This window comes from Polaromonas sp. P1_F4 (genome assembly GCF_056405675.1).
Window position 1 is genome coordinate 347,511 of the sequence record NZ_JBFUBP010000003.1, and the last position, 14,445, is coordinate 361,955.

The following is a 14,445-nucleotide window of genomic DNA, read 5'->3' on the forward strand; positions in this document are numbered from 1 at the left end:
TCTAAAGGAAAGGCGTCAGCCGGTCAGTTTTTGGCACGTGTCAATACACGCGCCAGGATGTTCAGGCCAAGCACTGCCATGGTGATCAGGAATACGCCTGCCCATGCCAGTTGCTGCCAGTTCTCATAAGGGCTCAGTGCAAACTTGAAGATCGTCACGGGCAGGCTCGCCATGGGCTGGCTCAAGTCGGATGTCCAGAACTGATTGTTCAGCGCCGTGAACAGCAATGGCGCTGTCTCACCGGCAATCCGCGCCACGGCCAGCAGGATGCCGGTCGTCACACCGGCGCGTGCAGCCCGCAGCGTAATGCTGGTGATCACCTTCCACTTCGGCGCGCCCAGGGCGTAAGCCGCTTCACGCAGGCCTGGCGGCACCAGCTGCAGCATGTTTTCCGTCGTGCGAATGACCACGGGAATCACGATCAACGCCAGCGCCAGGACACCGGCCCAGCCCGAATAGGACTTGAACTGCGACACGACGACCGTGTAGACGAACAAACCGATCACGATGGACGGCGCAGACAACAGGATGTCGTTGACAAAGCGCGTCACGGACGCCAGCATGCCTTTGGTGTTGTATTCAGCCAGGTAGATGCCCGCCATGATGCCGATCGGCGTGCCCACAAAGGTGGCCAGCAGCACCATCAGGAAGGAGCCGTAAATCGCGTTGGCGATACCGCCCTCTTCATTGGGCGCAGGCGTCATCTGCGTCAGCGTGGCCAGCGAAAGCCCGCCCACGCCCAGGCGTATGGTTTCCCACAAAATCCATGCCAGCCAGAACAGGCCGAAGGACATGGCCGCCAGGGAGAGGACCAGCGCGATCCGGTTGACCCGCTTGCGGCTGGCGAACTTGGCCAGGCGCGCGTCGTGTGCAGCGGTACTCATGTTTTCACCCCTTCACTCTTTCGCAGTTGGGCCAGCAGCAGCTTGGACAGCGACAGCACGACAAACGTGATGAAGAACAGCACCAGGCCCAGGTAGATCAGCGCCGCCTGGTGCAAGCCCTCGCCGGCTTCAGCGAACTCGTTGGCCAGCGCCGACGTGATGCTGTTGGCGGCCTGGAAGAGGCTGAGCGAATCAAGCTGGTTGAAATTGCCGATGACGAAGGTGACTGCCATGGTTTCGCCCAGCGCACGGCCCAGGCCCAGCATGATGCCGCCCACCACGCCGGCCTTGGTGTAAGGCAGCACGACTTTGGAGACGACTTCCCAGGTGGTGGAGCCCAGCCCATAGGCCGACTCTTTCAGCAACACCGGCGTGACCTCGAACACGTCCCGCATCACCGAGGCGATGAAAGGAATGATCATGATCGCCAGGATGATGCCGGCCGACAAAATACCAATGCCCACAGGAGGGCCAGACACCAGTGCGCCCAGGTAAGGCACGCCGCTCAGAAGGCTTTGCAGCGGCTGCTGCACATAGGTGGCCAGGATGGGGCCAAACACCAGCAGGCCCCACATGCCGTAAACGATGGACGGCACGGCAGCAAGCAGCTCGATGGCGGTGCCCAGCGGCCTTTTGAGCCATGCTGGCGACAGCTCGGTCAGGAACAGCGCAATGCCGAAGCTCACAGGCACCGCGATGACCAGAGCGATCAGCGACGTGGCGATGGTGCCGTAAATCATGACCAGCCCGCCGTACTCGCCCTTGACAGGGTCCCAGACGCTGCTGGTCAGGAAGCCGAGGCCGTATTTGCTGATCGCTGGCCACGCCCCGATGACGAGGGAAACCAGGATACCGGCCAGCAGGGCCAGTGTCAGCCAGGCCGCGCCCTGCGCAGCCCAGCCGAAAAGCCGGTCTGCCAGGGGGCTTCTGCGCACAGTGCTGCCAGGAGGAGGATTGGTCATAGCGCGTCCGGTCGCTTTTGCCGGGTGGTCAAAAGTGGCCCGGCTAGCCGGAAGTGTAGAGGACACGTGAGAAACCCCTATGGTGTGTAACGACTGGGAAAAATCAGCTGACTGTGCTTACTTGTAGGCAACCGTCTTGCCCGATGCGTCCTTGATGTCGCCCCAGGCTTTTTCGATGATGGTCTTCACAGCGGCAGGCATGGGCACGTAGTCCAGGTCGTCGGCGGTTTTGTCGCCGTTTTTGTAAGCCCACTCAAAGAACTTGAGCGAAGCGGCGGCCTGGGCAGGCTTGTCCTGGACTTTCTGCATCAGGATGAAAGTAGCGCCGGTGATGGGCCACGAATCCTTGCCAGGCTGCTCGGTCAGGATCTGGTAGAAGCTCTTGGACCATTCGGCACCCGCGGCGGCTGCTTTGAAGGCGTTATCTTCCGGCGACACGAAATTGCCGGCCGCGTTCTTCAGCTGGGCAAAGGTCATCTTGTTCTGCTTGACGTAAGCGTATTCCACGTAGCCGATCGAGTTGGGCAGACGACCGACGAATGCCGCCACGCCTTCATTGCCCTTGCCGCCTGCGCCCACTGGCCAGTTCACTGCGGTGCCCTCGCCCACTTTGGACTTCCACTCGGCATTCACCTTGCTCAGGTAGTTGGTGAAGATAAAGCTGGTGCCGGAGCCGTCGGCGCGGCGCACCGGTGCGATGGCGGCGTCAGGCAGGGGCAGCGTGGGGTTCAGGGCCTTGATGGCCGGGTCGGTCCACTTGGTGATCTTGCCGAGGTAGATGTCGCCCAGCACCTGGCCGCTCAGCTTGAGCTGGCCGGGGGTGATGCCCTTGATGTTGACCACAGGAATGACGCCGCCGATCACCGTGGGGAATTGCATCAGGCCTTTTTTGGCCAGTTCTTCATCTTTCAGGGGAGCATCGGAAGCGCCGAAATCAACGGTTTTGGCTTCAATCTGGCGCAAACCGGCGCCGGAACCCACTGACTGGTAGTTGATCTTGACGCTGGTAGCCTTGTTGTAATCAGCGGCCCACTTGGAATACAGGGGGGCGGGGAAGCTGGCGCCGGCGCCTGTCACGTCCTGGGCTGCAGCCAGCGTGGCAAACGACGCGAGGGCAACGCCCATCACAGTGGTCAGGGAAGCTTTGAAAGTCAGGTTCATCAGAACACCTCTTGGGTTGGGATTGGTCGAAGCTGGTTGGGATTGATCGGGAAGATGCGTCGACTGTAGAAATCTTGTGTGACAAGGATGTGACAAATATGACAGCCTCCCGGCGGGCTGCCGCCCCTCTATGGCGTCACAAAACCTTCAAATTACCGTCACGAATCTGTCACGGGGTTCTCCTACCCTTGGCCTCGTCTTAATCAGGATTAATCAGGAGAATCTTTCATGTTGAACCGCCGCTTTCTGGTCCTCGCCACCGCCGTTGCCACCCTCGCCGGCTGCGCCACCACCTCCACCCCGGTGTCCGTGGCAGACACGATAGCCACCCAATCGCAGCTCAGCACCCTCAATGGCCTGGTAGCCAAAGCCGGGCTGACCGACACACTCAAGGGCACCGGCCCCTACACCGTGTTCGCGCCCACCAACGCGGCTTTCGCCAAAGTGCCAGCCAAAACCATGGACGAGCTCGCCAAAGACCCGGCCAAACTCAAGGCGGTTCTGGCCTACCACCTCATTCCTGGCAAGCTGATGGCCGCCGACGTCAAAAACAGCAACACCAAAACCGTCAACGGCGCCAATGTGGCGCTCTCCAAGGCCGGCGAATTCGTCACCATCGAGGACGCCATGGTCCAGACCGCTGATATCTCTGCAACCAACGGCGTCGTTCACATTGTGGACAGCGTGCTGATCCCACCCGCCAAATAAGCCCGCAGGTACTGCAACGGGTCAAGCCGGAAGGCTTGACCCGTTTTTTATTGAATACGTGCAATTTCGTGCTCCAGCCCTTATGGGACGAGCGCAAGCAGCTATCGTTTTAATAGCAATCATGCACGGCGAGTCACCTCGCACCGGAGAACATCCATGCCAGCTCAAATGCCTTTAGTCAGTCGCCGCCAGCTGCTGCGTCGCGCCGGCCTGGTCGCCGCAGCAATTGCAAGCCCGGCCTGGGCCCAGCCCGGCAAGGGCGCCTCATCGCGCAGCGTCATCGTGGCCCAGCCGGTTGACTTTTCCCAGGCGCAGCAGGATGTCTCCAAGGATTTCCTGATCGGCTCACGCGCCGCCTGGCAGGACATCAACCTGCGCGGCGGCGTCCGCGGCAGGCCGGTCCAGCATCTGGCGCTGGAAACGGACGGCACTCCCGCAAGTCTGCGCACGGCACTGGACTCGGTCAAGGACAACCCCCTCTGCATGGTGCTTTCCGGCAGTGTCGGCGACCAGGTTGCCAGCCAGATCGTGGCGCTGTCCCGCCAGGGCGGGCTGGGCATCCCCCACGCCGCCCCGTGGCTGCAAAACTCCAGCCTCGAAATCGACGATAAGACCTTTCCCATCTTCGCCGCGCGCCAGGAACAGATTGCCTATGCGCTCAAAAGCCTTTCAACCATGGGCCTCAAGGAGCTGGGTGCGATTTACGCCACAGCACAGGATCACGCTGCCTATCACGCGGATGTCGAGCGCATTGCCCTGGACATGCAACTGAAGCTGCAGCCCTTCAAGGCAACAGACGACCTGCGCGCGCTGGGCCAGAAACTCACGCCCCGTACACCCGCCGTACTGCTTTTTGTGGGCGGAACGCCGGAGCTCGCCGAATTCACCCAGGGCCTGGAAAAGCAGGCTCGCCAGCGCTATGTCGTGGCATTGGCCGACGTGAACCTGCAAACCATGCTGCAGATGGGCGCGGCGCGCAACACGCCGGTCATCGCCACCCAGCCGGTGCCCCTGGTCAATGCCAGCCTTCCGGTGGTCAGAAGCTACCGTGAAACGCTTTCACGCCTCTTCGACGAACCGCCCACACCGCTGAGCCTGGCAGGATTCATTGCAGCACGCTACACCTACGAAGTGCTCAATGACGTCGACGGCCCCCTGAACCGCCAGAGCGTTCTCGCCGCCTTTCAGCGCCGCACAAAGTTCGATGTGGGCGGATTCAGCATCAGCTTCAATCCCCAGCGCAGAAGCGGCACCTACGTCACGCAAAGCATGATGACGATCGACGGCCGGTTGATCGGCTAGGCGGCCCGGACTGCTGATGAGAGTCCCGCGCGATGGCTATGTTGGGAGCTTAAACTCAGGTATGCAAAATGGAACGCTGCTCGCCGCTGTGGACCTCGGGTCCAACAGCTTTCGACTGGAAATCGGCCGCTTTGATGCCGGCCAGATTCACCGCACCGAATACCTCAAGGAAACCGTTCGCCAGGGCAACGGGCTGGACGCCGACCGCAACCTGACCCCGGAAGCCATGCAGCGCGGCTGGGACTGCCTGGCGCGCTTCGGCGAACGGCTGGCCGGTTTCAAGAAGTACCAGGTTCGCGCCGTCGCCACGCAGACCCTGCGTGAAGCGCGCAACCGCGAGGAATTCCTGGCGCGCGCCCACAAAATCCTCGGTTTTGCCATCGACGTCATCCCGGGCCGCGAAGAAGCCCGCCTGATTTACCAGGGCGTCGCCCACCTCCTGCCACAGTCCGATGAACGCCGGCTGGTAGTGGACATTGGAGGACGCTCCACCGAAATGATCCTCGGCAAGGGGCTGGACGCACGCACCATGGAGTCCTACCGTGTCGGCAGCGTGGCATGGTCCATGAAGTATTTCCCCGACGGGCAGTTCACCCCACGCGCTTTCCAGACGGCGGAGGTCGCCGCCAAGGCGGTGCTTGACGAAGCCGTCAACATCTACCGCGCCGATGCGTGGGACACCGCCTATGGGTCTTCCGGCACGATTGGCGCCGTCAGCGACGTACTGACAGCTTCGGGTTGGCCCACGGGTATGGTCACGCAAGAAGGCCTCGACTGGTTGCTGGACCGGCTGCTCAAGGCGCAAAGTGCCGACCGGATCAAGCTCGACGGCATGAAGGACGACAGGCGTGCCGTCATAGGCGGCGGTGTGAGCGTGCTAAGGGCCGTGTTCGACCTGCTGGGCATCGCGCAAATGGAAGCCGCACAAGGCGCCTTGCGCCACGGTGTGCTCTATGACCTGGTGGACCGTGAGCAGGATTTGACCGATTTGCGCTCCACCACCGTGCAGCGCCTGGCCAGCAAATTCAATACCGACAATGCACAGGCCCAGCGCGTCAGCAAAGTCGCCAGGCAGCTGTTCGTCATGGCCAGTGCCGGCATGCCTCGCGCAGAGTCGGAGCGCTTCCAGCGCAAGCTCGAATGGGCCGCAGAGCTGCACGAGATCGGCAGCCAGATCTCGCACAGCGACTATCACAAGCATGGCGCCTACATCCTGGACAACGCCGACGCGCCGGGTTTTGCCCTGCCCGAACTGCATCGCCTGAGCCTTCTGGTGCTGGGCCACCGCGGCAAGCTGCGCAAGCTTGAAGTCAATTTTGAAGACCGCGTGTTCATCCAGCAACTGCTGTGCCTGCGCCTGGCCGTCATCCTCTGCCACGCCCGGCGCGACCCCGACCTCAAAGGCCTCCAGCTCGAAAGCAGCGCCGAGCCCGGAAAGATTTTTGTACTAAACTGCCGCCCCGGCTGGGCGCAGACCTTCCCGCAGTCAGCCCATCTGCTGCAGGAAGAAGTCCTGGCATGGCAAAAGACGCCGTGGACACTGGTTGTTCCCGGCCCCTGAGCACCCTCCTTCTGCCTCGCCGACCAGGCCTTGACGGTTTTTTAAAAAACCATATAAACTATATATACGGTTTATTTGACCGCACATCAAAAAGGATCAATCCATGGCTACCAGCAAAAAAGCAACTGCGAAACCCGCCGCGCCGGCACCTGCCACGCCCAAAGCACCGGTGAAAACCGCCGCCAAGCCTGCCCCGAAAAAGGCGTCCCCCGCCAAGGCCCCGGCCGGCAAAGGCACGGTCAAGAAAGCCATCGTGAAAAAGGCCGGCGCCAAAAAGCCTGCGGCCAAACCGCAGGCCACCGCTAAGCCTGCCAAGCCCGCCAAAACCGCTAAGCCGGAAAAAACCAAAAAGCCGAAGCTGGTGCGCGACAGCTTCACCATCCCCAAAGTCGAATACGTGGTGCTTGACGACCTGAAGCAGCGCGCCGCCAAGCTCACCCGCCCCGCCAAGAAAAGCGAGCTGCTGCGCGCAGGCATCAAGCTGCTGGCCAGCCTGTCCGACGCCGCCTTCCTGACGGCGCTCGAGCAGGTCCCCGCCATCAAGACCGGCCGGCCTACGCTCGGTTCTTAAGCCACGCAAAGGCAACTGCAGGAGCTCCCAGCTTTCATGCCAACTAACGTTTGACACGAGCTGTGGCCGCAAGCATGCGAAGCTTGCTTGCGGACGTCCCCTCGATGAAGGGGTTAGCCCTCAGCGGGCCACACGTGGGGACCGAGAATCTGGTTTACGCCTCCGCTGCCGGCGGCCAGCCGATTCGGGCAGCACGACGAAGACTGGATTGAACGACCAAGCGGTGGAACGGGGCGATGACAAGAATATAGAGACGACCCAAGCGGTTGTGGCAATGGACCACGGTTGATAAAGTCAGGTGGCGTTTGCCTTCCGGCAACGGCTGACTGGAGCAGAGGACAGAAAGCCTGAAGTCCAGGTGCTTGTCGTCTTCTCCAAAGACAACTTCGGTCGGGCTTGTGTCGTAGATCTTGAAGATGCCAAGACGGCCTGTTTTGCCCTGCGCTTCAAGTGACGTGAGTTGCCTGGCAGTTTTGAGGCCGACCCTGCCGACGACCGCATCCCGGACCGCCATGAGGGTACCAACCCACGGTGCTTGATGGGAAAAGATGAACCTCGCCAACAGTTCAGGATTGGTCGACGCTCCGGGTGGAAGTTCGATCGAATAGGCATCTGCGAGATTCGTCGATGCGTAGGCTCTGGTAACTGCCGACTCTGGAGGAAGTGATACAGGCATTACGCGGTGCTGTTGGGTTGTCATGTGTTCGAGCCAGTAGTTGGGTTCTGAGGTCTAACGTTGAAGACGACCGGCGCGCAACTCATGCCGCAGAGCGGCCTTCTGTAGTTGCGTGTCCTCGCCGGTTGACCAGTTAGAAAGGTTTCTCATCTTGGCGCTCCTTTAGCAGGTGAAGGCCGAACAGGACCAAAATCCATACGCATGGTAACCACAGCCGTACGATATCCTGCAGTTCGGTAAGGAAAACTGTCTTTCCGTGGCAGTTGTAGGGGACGACGTTGTTCGTAGCAATAACAGGCTTGATGGGTGCGTCGCATAAACCACCGAGCAGAAACCACCATACCGCAACGGTTATGGCGGCCAGAACCCAGAGCGTGACGCGGACAACTTTTCGAAGACTCATTGATATCTAACGTTTGACTTAAGCGGCCTGCCGTGGGGGGTCCGCTTGAAGGAAGGGTCAGGCGCTGCCGTTTTCATGCTGAAATCTTGCCCGAAGGAGGACTATGGCCGGTGGCGCCAGAAGAATGACGAGAAGCACAACAGGCCAGATATTGCCGTCTTTGAATGAATACGCTTCGAGCAGCTCAGACCAGGACTTGTGCTGGACGTAGCGGCCAAAGCTGAACTCGAAGACCAGTGTGAGACACAACCAGGAAGCGCCAACGCAAAGACCTTGCAAGATTGTGATGCCGTGGCTGAGGCGAACAAAGGCGAAAGACACAAGCACCACGAGAAGGGAGAGTAACGCCCCGCTCATGACCAGACCAGTGATCTTTCCAAGAACAGGAATCAGAACGATCTCGCGAAGCGCTCCGTTGGCAACTGCCAGGGCAAGTATGACTAGCCAGGCAACAAGCGGCTTGAGCAACGGCATGGAATTCCTTGCGACGTCTACGGTTTGACATGATGGGTTGGCATCTTTCGTGGGCGAGGTACTGTTAGATCGGCCTCTGACATGAACCCTCACTTTTTCTTCCTCTCCGGGAGTCGCGCGACATACTCTGAGCACCAAAATGCCCAGGCTTTCAGATCCCGCTCTTCAGCAATGGCAGGTGGATCAATATAGACGTAGCCGCTCATCGGTCGGCCAATGAAATCCATGACTCTGACGCCTGGCATTGCCAGTGCGTCGTGGTGGCGTTCCGGCCCAACCCGCGCCATCAAGCTTGAGTTCCTAATGCCAACAAACATCTTGCCATGAACCTGAAACGCAAGGCCGCCGAACATCCTGCGCTCTGTAATGCCAGGCTACCCCTCAAGTACTTCGCGAACACGCTGAGCCAGGACAGGGTCGAAGGCCATGATTGAAACGCCTAACGTTTGAGATGAGAGGCGTGATCCGGCTTGCCGGGGCACGTCCCCTCGATGGAAGGGTTAGGCGTCATTGCGTTGCAGTGACAACCCATAGAACTTGGTGTCAACAGCCATGACGGGAAAGCTCTCTGGCAGAGCTTCTTTGACCATCTCGTGGAAGCCATTCTTCTCGTAGAACCTGTGGGCGGCAAGGAACTTGGCTGTTGTGCCCAGGAAGACCTCTCGTACACCTTGAGCACGACACCAGTTGAGCAGCGTTTGAAGCAGCTCCCTGGCGACGCCATGCTCCGGCCCGCGATGCGAGCTGGCCACGAACATCTTGCGCAGAGCTGCCTGACGGCTTCCGATGTCTAGCAGAGCAAGTGTGCCGACAACGACTCCCGCCTCTAGGGCGACCCAGAAGTTGCCGATGCCATGCTGATAGAAGCCGGCAATGTCCTGCAGGTCTGGTTGTGCTTCCAGTGTGATCGGGATTTCGAACTCGGACTGTTGAATCGGCAGGATCACAGACACGACACCATCGGCGTGTGCCGGAGAGAAGGGGACGATTTGAATCATTGGTTCTATTCTGGCGGCGAAGTTTGAGCCGAACGACGGGCGGCGGCGTGGTAGGGAAACTTTAGACAAGCATAGTTCCGTCTTTCGCGGTACCCGGCGGTTCGATAAGTATGAAGTGAGCCTCCTCAGTGGCTACTGGGCGATGCTCGACGCCTCGTGGAACGACGAACATTTCTCCCGGGCCGAGGTGAACACTGCGATTGCGCATTTCGATTGTGATGCTGCCCTTGAGTACCAAGAAGAAATCGTCTGTGTCTTCATGCTTGTGCCAAGCGTACGAGCCCATGGCTTTGGCAACCATGACTTCGTTGCCATTGAAGTGCGCAACCGTTTCGGGTTGCCATGGTTCAGAAACACTTGATAGCACTGCCGAAAGGTTGACAGAGTTCATTGCGTTGCACTCTTTCTATGTGAGGTGGAATATGACGCCTAACGCTCGAGGTAAGCGGGGCCGCTAGGCGTCCACTTGACTGCGATGTTAGACAGGCAGCCGAGAAACGGATCAAAATAGGAACTCATAAAACAAATAGTGCTATGCCGATAAAAACAGCGGCTACGACAATCATTAAAGCCATCAGCGACCAGCGCGGACTGGGGTGACTCAAGATAGCTGAGTCCACAAAAGAAATAACCTCTCTTCTAATTTCGCCGAGGCTGAACCATACCGCGACTCCGGCAGCCAGCAGAAGCCCCCCAAAAAATAGCATGAAAGCTACATAAGCGTAGAAGAATAAGGGCGACTGGTCTTGATGAATGATCGTAATTTGGTATCTGCTAATGTAAAAAAACCCCCGCATGAGTGCGCCACCACCCAGGAACAAGAACCCGGAACCGAGAAGCAACAAGATAGCCGAGGCAATAGCGATCTTTATAGTGTTCTGCATTGCAAACTGCGGCGGTCTAACGTTGGAGGCAACCGAACCGCAACCCTTGCGGCGAAGCCGCAGCCCGCAGTTGCGGTTCCGAGTTGGCCGACTGGTTAGGGAGACGGATGGTCATCAACGCAAACCTCTCTTGGCTTAGGGCCGCCTACGTGCTGCGAAATACATCCAGCAGGCTCAGACGGCAAGACTTCGGGCTCGGAGGCAGGGCATTCTCCGCCAATAGCGCTTTGCAACTCCCCTCCAGCGTATTTGCATTCGAGCTTCGAATCGAACAGCTTAACGACTCGGCCACGGTGCACCAGAAGACGTGACATCTCCCAGCCACCTGGGGAGTCCACCCACAATGTCTGGCATCCACTGAAGCCGGCAGGCATGCTGGAAATTCTCGGGTGCACTTTCATCAGCTTGCCATGAATGCCTAGTTCACCAGAATCTGCTGGTGGGACCTGGATGGCACACGAGGCATCGCCTCGGTGGTCGAAGTTGGATGCGCAACTCGTGGCAAGTATCGCAAGCATCAACGACGCAAAGCCTCGGACGTAAAGCGATGGTGGCATTGGCTCCCTAACGTTGACGCTCATCGGGCGGCGAAGCCGTCCGATGGAGCAACCAGTTAAATTTGCGTTTGAACAGCATAAACAACGAATTCATCTCCATTGAGATCAATAGACTTTCGCCAAAGATGCTTCTTGTTCGGTACTTCGAGGAACTCACCACGATATGCCTTCTGCGCTAGTTCTTTCTTCAAGGCGGGCGTCAGTCCGGGGAGTGCGTTCGCTGGCAGGTCTGACCATGCCGAGACGAATCCTTTGAAGTTGCTATAGCTGCCCTGCGAGGCATATGTCGCTCCTTTGAATGCGGCGATGTAGGTATAGAGCGGCATGGCAATTTAACGTAATGTATGCCGCAAAACCTGCCGTATAACCTTGCGCTTGCAATCTAATCTGGACATCAAAAACCCCTGTGAGCCGCTTTCACGCTGGATTTCAAAGCAATACACTATAAATTTATACAGTTATAAAAATTCCGTGAAACTCCGCAATCCTCCGCTGCAGTCTGCCCGCTTGCTGGACCAGGTTCGGGAGCGGGCTCGGTATCTGCACTATAGCCTTGGCACCGAGAAAACTTGCCTGTATTGGGTCTGTTTTTTTGTCTGCTGGCATGGCCGCAACGGCCACATGACGTATCCGCGCGATATGGGAGCACGCGAAGTGGAACCGTCATCGCGACCCGCGCCGGCCCCGTGCAGCTCAAAGAACTTCAGGCGACTGCACAGTGACCACAACAGTCTGGTCAATGCCGTCGCGGTCGCGGCTGCGAAGCCACCAGAGTGCACCTTTTTTGACCGGGCATTCGCTTTCCTGCAGGCCCAGCAACTGCGCAATGGTTTGCCCCAGTGTGGGCTGGTGGCCCACTAACAGAATCGGCGACCTGGCCGACGGCCATTGCACCAGTTCCAGCAGCTGTTCAACCGTGGCGTCGGGCGCCAGCTCACTGCGGATTTTGTATTTGCGTCCCAACGCCAGCGCGGTCTGCTCGCAGCGCCGTGCCGGGCTGACAAAAATGCGCGCGCCTTCGGGCAACTGACGGTCCAGCCAGTTGGCCATGCGGGCCGCCTGCTTTTCGCCCCTTGACGTCAGCGAGCGCTCAAGATCGCTGGCGCCCTGCGGGTCACCCTCGGGCCAGTCTTCTGCCTCTGCATGACGCCACAGGATGAGGTCCATGTCATTTTTCCTGGTGATGGGGGGCCGAATAGCGCGCCATCAAGGCAGCCTGCGCACCGTGGCGCGGGGCATCACCCTGCAGGTTCACGCGCAGGTAGGTGCCGTCAGGCTGCAGATCCCAGGCGTCGCGCCCGTCATGCAGGTAGGCCACCAGGCATTCGTCGATGATGCGCTGGCGCAGAACGGGGTCAGTCACAGGCCAGGCCAGCTCCACCCGGCGCAGCATGTTGCGGTTCATCCAGTCGGCACTGGAGAGTAACAAGGTTTCCTCTTCAGCACAGCGGAAATAAAACACCCGTGAATGCTCGAGGAAGCGGCCGATGATGGAGCGCACGCGGATGTTGTCCGTCACACCGGGCACCTGCGCCGGCAGCATGCAGGCGCCGCGCACAATCAGGTCGATCTTCACGCCACGCTGCCCTGCCCTCACCAGCGCCTGCATCAGGTCTTCGTCGGTCAGCGCGTTCATCTTGGCCACGATGCGTGTGTCTTTGCCTTGCAGGGCGGCCTCTCCCAGCGAATCGATTTTCTCGATCAGCTTGCGGTGCAGCTGGAACGGCGCCAGCAGCAAATGGTGCAGCTTGGGCAGGCGGCTCTGGCTGGCCAGGTGCACGAACACGTTGTCGATGTCGGCCGTCGTCAAGGGGTCGGCCGTCAGATAGCTCAGGTCGGTGTACAAGCGCGCCGTGCGCGGGTTGTAGTTGCCGGTGGAAAGATGGGCATAACGCACCAGGTGTTTGCCTTCGCGCCGCGTCACCAGCAGCATCTTGGCGTGGGTTTTGAGGCCCACCACGCCATACACCACCTGCGCGCCTATCGACTCCAGCATTTCCGCCCAGTTGATGTTGGCTTCCTCATCGAAGCGCGCCTTGAGCTCCACCACCACCGTCACTTCCTTGCCGCGGCGCACGGCTTCGCGCAGCAGCACCATCAGCTCCGAGTCGGTACCGGTGCGGTAAATGGTCTGTTTGATCGCCAGTACCTGCGGGTCGTTAACCGCTTCGCGCAGGAAGGCGAGCACGCCGTCAAAACTTTCAAAAGGCTGGTGAATGGAAACGTCACCCTCCTTGAGCCGCTCAAAGAACGACTGGCCGGGCTGCAACTGGGTGGGGTAACACGCGCTGTACCCGGGGAAGAGCAGTTTGGGGTCATTGACCAGGTCCACCAGCTGCGTCAGCCGCACCAGATTGACGGGGCCGTGCACACGGTACAGGGACTGTGTCGGCAGGTTGAATTGCCTGAGCAGGAAGCTGGCCAGGTATTCCGAACAGCCCGCGGAAACCTCCAGCCGAACAGCCTGCCCGTAATGGCGTTGCTCCAGGCCCTGGCGCAAGGCGGTGCGCAGGTTTTTCACGTCGTCTTCATCCACGGCCAGGTCAGAATGCCGGGTGACGCGGAACTGCGAAAACTGCCCCACTTCGCGGCCGGCAAACAACTCGGCCAGGTGGGCCCGAATCACACTGGAAAGCGACACGAACAGCCGGCTCTTGTCCTTGCCGTGCGAGGGCATATGAATCAGCCGCGGCAACACGCGCGGCACCTTGACGATGGCAATGTCGTTGTCCCGCCCGAAAGCGTCGTGCCCGCCCAGCCGCACAATGAAGTTGAGCGACTTGTTGGCCACCTGGGGGAACGGGTGCGAAGGGTCCAGCCCGACTGGAATCAGCAACGGCCGCACTTCCCTTTCGAAATATTCTTTCACCCAGCGCCGCTGGGCCGCATTGCGCTCACCGTGCGAGACGATGCGTATGCCCTGCCGCTCAAAGGCCGGCAACAGCTCGTCGTTGTAAAGCGAATACTGGCGCGCCACCATGTCGTGGGCTGCCGCTGAAAGTGCCGCGAAAGACTGCACCGAATACAGTGCTTTTTGTTCATTGGCCTGCGCCGCCGTCAGGTGGGGCGCGGTGCGAACCTCGAAAAACTCGTCCAGGTTGGACGAAACAATGCACAGAAACCGCAGCCGTTCCAGCAGCGGCACGTCGGGCCGCTTCGCCCAGTCCAGCACCCGCTCATTGAAGGCAAGAATGCTGTGGTCGCGGTCCAGGAACTGGACCGGCGGTGCGGCGGCAGCCACCGAGGCGGGTGAAGTGGGCATCAACAAGGCATTTACGTGTCATTGGTAACAAGTCACAGTGTT

Annotated in this window: 16 protein-coding genes; 4 read left to right on the forward strand and 12 right to left on the reverse strand. The window is 59.6% G+C overall.

The features are described 5' to 3' along the window. Positions 1 to 23: 23 nt before the first annotated feature. The 3 genes from pstA to pstS form a co-directional block, all read right to left on the reverse strand. Positions 24 to 884 (reverse strand): phosphate ABC transporter permease PstA, encoded by an 861-nt coding sequence (pstA, locus tag AC1DYQ_RS09210; RefSeq protein ID WP_457278656.1) that lies wholly within the window; start codon positions 882 to 884, stop codon positions 24 to 26. Beyond that, the gene (pstC, locus tag AC1DYQ_RS09215; protein WP_477686532.1) at positions 881 to 1,846 is read right to left on the reverse strand and encodes a phosphate ABC transporter permease subunit PstC; all 966 of its coding nucleotides are present in this window, start codon (positions 1,844 to 1,846) and stop codon (positions 881 to 883) included. The genes pstA and pstC overlap by 4 nt, the downstream gene beginning before the upstream one ends. A gap of 117 nt (positions 1,847 to 1,963) precedes the next feature. Continuing rightward, on the reverse strand, positions 1,964 to 3,007 hold the full coding sequence (pstS, locus tag AC1DYQ_RS09220) for a phosphate ABC transporter substrate-binding protein PstS (protein WP_477648851.1): 1,044 nt from the start codon (positions 3,005 to 3,007) through the stop codon (positions 1,964 to 1,966). Between the two features lie 228 nt (positions 3,008 to 3,235). On the opposite strand from pstS, the gene AC1DYQ_RS09225 reads away from it, so the two are divergent. The 4 genes from AC1DYQ_RS09225 to AC1DYQ_RS09240 all read left to right on the forward strand — a co-directional run bounded on the left by AC1DYQ_RS09225 (position 3,236) and on the right by AC1DYQ_RS09240 (position 7,149). Then, positions 3,236 to 3,715: a fasciclin domain-containing protein gene (locus AC1DYQ_RS09225; RefSeq protein WP_477686533.1), complete on the forward strand. Its 480-nt coding sequence runs from the start codon at positions 3,236 to 3,238 to the stop codon at positions 3,713 to 3,715. 168 nt (positions 3,716 to 3,883) lie between these two features. Then, positions 3,884 to 5,017 (forward strand): ABC transporter substrate-binding protein, encoded by a 1,134-nt coding sequence (locus AC1DYQ_RS09230; protein ID WP_477686534.1) that lies wholly within the window; start codon positions 3,884 to 3,886, stop codon positions 5,015 to 5,017. 61 nt (positions 5,018 to 5,078) lie between these two features. Beyond that, positions 5,079 to 6,578 carry an exopolyphosphatase gene (gene ppx, locus AC1DYQ_RS09235; RefSeq protein WP_477686535.1) on the forward strand — a complete coding sequence of 500 codons (1,500 nt, stop codon included), beginning with the start codon at positions 5,079 to 5,081 and terminating at the stop codon, positions 6,576 to 6,578. A 103-nt stretch (positions 6,579 to 6,681) separates the two neighbouring features. Continuing rightward, a complete protein-coding gene (locus AC1DYQ_RS09240) occupies positions 6,682 to 7,149 on the forward strand; it encodes a hypothetical protein (RefSeq protein ID WP_477686536.1) in 468 nt (155 codons plus the stop codon). A 154-nt stretch (positions 7,150 to 7,303) separates the two neighbouring features. Here the strand turns inward: AC1DYQ_RS09240 and AC1DYQ_RS09245 are convergent, their stop codons facing one another. The 9 genes from AC1DYQ_RS09245 to ppk1 form a co-directional block, all read right to left on the reverse strand. Further along, positions 7,304 to 7,849 carry a DUF2867 domain-containing protein gene (locus AC1DYQ_RS09245; RefSeq protein WP_477686537.1) on the reverse strand — a complete coding sequence of 182 codons (546 nt, stop codon included), beginning with the start codon at positions 7,847 to 7,849 and terminating at the stop codon, positions 7,304 to 7,306. Between the two features lie 436 nt (positions 7,850 to 8,285). Further along, positions 8,286 to 8,702: a hypothetical protein gene (locus AC1DYQ_RS09250; RefSeq protein ID WP_477686538.1), complete on the reverse strand. Its 417-nt coding sequence runs from the start codon at positions 8,700 to 8,702 to the stop codon at positions 8,286 to 8,288. Positions 8,703 to 8,791: 89 nt separating this feature from the next. Beyond that, a complete protein-coding gene (locus AC1DYQ_RS09255; protein ID WP_477686539.1) occupies positions 8,792 to 9,055 on the reverse strand; it encodes a TfoX/Sxy family protein in 264 nt (87 codons plus the stop codon). A gap of 147 nt (positions 9,056 to 9,202) precedes the next feature. Beyond that, positions 9,203 to 9,700 carry a GNAT family N-acetyltransferase gene (locus AC1DYQ_RS09260; protein WP_477686540.1) on the reverse strand — a complete coding sequence of 166 codons (498 nt, stop codon included), beginning with the start codon at positions 9,698 to 9,700 and terminating at the stop codon, positions 9,203 to 9,205. A 61-nt stretch (positions 9,701 to 9,761) separates the two neighbouring features. After that, positions 9,762 to 10,091, reverse strand: a complete 330-nt coding sequence (locus tag AC1DYQ_RS09265; protein WP_477686541.1) for a cupin domain-containing protein — start codon at positions 10,089 to 10,091, stop codon at positions 9,762 to 9,764. A gap of 124 nt (positions 10,092 to 10,215) precedes the next feature. After that, positions 10,216 to 10,584, reverse strand: coding sequence for a hypothetical protein (locus AC1DYQ_RS09270; protein ID WP_477686542.1), 369 nt, complete (start codon positions 10,582 to 10,584; stop codon positions 10,216 to 10,218). Positions 10,585 to 11,197: 613 nt separating this feature from the next. Next, complete coding sequence (locus AC1DYQ_RS09275) at positions 11,198 to 11,467, reverse strand: hypothetical protein (RefSeq protein ID WP_477686543.1); 270 nt, start codon at positions 11,465 to 11,467, stop codon at positions 11,198 to 11,200. Between the two features lie 367 nt (positions 11,468 to 11,834). After that, positions 11,835 to 12,308 carry a SixA phosphatase family protein gene (locus AC1DYQ_RS09280; protein ID WP_477686544.1) on the reverse strand — a complete coding sequence of 158 codons (474 nt, stop codon included), beginning with the start codon at positions 12,306 to 12,308 and terminating at the stop codon, positions 11,835 to 11,837. 1 nt (position 12,309) lies between these two features. Continuing rightward, on the reverse strand, positions 12,310 to 14,403 hold the full coding sequence (ppk1, locus tag AC1DYQ_RS09285; RefSeq protein ID WP_477686545.1) for a polyphosphate kinase 1: 2,094 nt from the start codon (positions 14,401 to 14,403) through the stop codon (positions 12,310 to 12,312). Positions 14,404 to 14,445: the final 42 nt, after the last annotated feature.

Bases quoted from the DNA above. Each gene is read 5' to 3' on its own strand.
- pstA (WP_457278656.1), bottom strand. From the start codon at position 884: ATGAGTACCGCTGCACACGACGCGCGCCTGGCCAAGTTCGCCAGCCGC.
- pstC (WP_477686532.1), bottom strand. From the start codon at position 1,846: ATGACCAATCCTCCTCCTGGCAGCACTGTGCGCAGAAGCCCCCTGGCA.
- pstS (WP_477648851.1), bottom strand. From the start codon at position 3,007: ATGAACCTGACTTTCAAAGCTTCCCTGACCACTGTGATGGGCGTTGCC.
- AC1DYQ_RS09225 (WP_477686533.1), top strand. From the start codon at position 3,236: ATGTTGAACCGCCGCTTTCTGGTCCTCGCCACCGCCGTTGCCACCCTC.
- AC1DYQ_RS09230 (WP_477686534.1), top strand. From the start codon at position 3,884: ATGCCTTTAGTCAGTCGCCGCCAGCTGCTGCGTCGCGCCGGCCTGGTC.
- ppx (WP_477686535.1), top strand. From the start codon at position 5,079: ATGCAAAATGGAACGCTGCTCGCCGCTGTGGACCTCGGGTCCAACAGC.
- AC1DYQ_RS09240 (WP_477686536.1), top strand. From the start codon at position 6,682: ATGGCTACCAGCAAAAAAGCAACTGCGAAACCCGCCGCGCCGGCACCT.
- AC1DYQ_RS09245 (WP_477686537.1), bottom strand. From the start codon at position 7,849: ATGACAACCCAACAGCACCGCGTAATGCCTGTATCACTTCCTCCAGAG.
- AC1DYQ_RS09250 (WP_477686538.1), bottom strand. From the start codon at position 8,702: ATGCCGTTGCTCAAGCCGCTTGTTGCCTGGCTAGTCATACTTGCCCTG.
- AC1DYQ_RS09255 (WP_477686539.1), bottom strand. From the start codon at position 9,055: ATGTTCGGCGGCCTTGCGTTTCAGGTTCATGGCAAGATGTTTGTTGGC.
- AC1DYQ_RS09260 (WP_477686540.1), bottom strand. From the start codon at position 9,700: ATGATTCAAATCGTCCCCTTCTCTCCGGCACACGCCGATGGTGTCGTG.
- AC1DYQ_RS09265 (WP_477686541.1), bottom strand. From the start codon at position 10,091: ATGAACTCTGTCAACCTTTCGGCAGTGCTATCAAGTGTTTCTGAACCA.
- AC1DYQ_RS09270 (WP_477686542.1), bottom strand. From the start codon at position 10,584: ATGCAGAACACTATAAAGATCGCTATTGCCTCGGCTATCTTGTTGCTT.
- AC1DYQ_RS09275 (WP_477686543.1), bottom strand. From the start codon at position 11,467: ATGCCGCTCTATACCTACATCGCCGCATTCAAAGGAGCGACATATGCC.
- AC1DYQ_RS09280 (WP_477686544.1), bottom strand. From the start codon at position 12,308: ATGGACCTCATCCTGTGGCGTCATGCAGAGGCAGAAGACTGGCCCGAG.
- ppk1 (WP_477686545.1), bottom strand. From the start codon at position 14,403: ATGCCCACTTCACCCGCCTCGGTGGCTGCCGCCGCACCGCCGGTCCAG.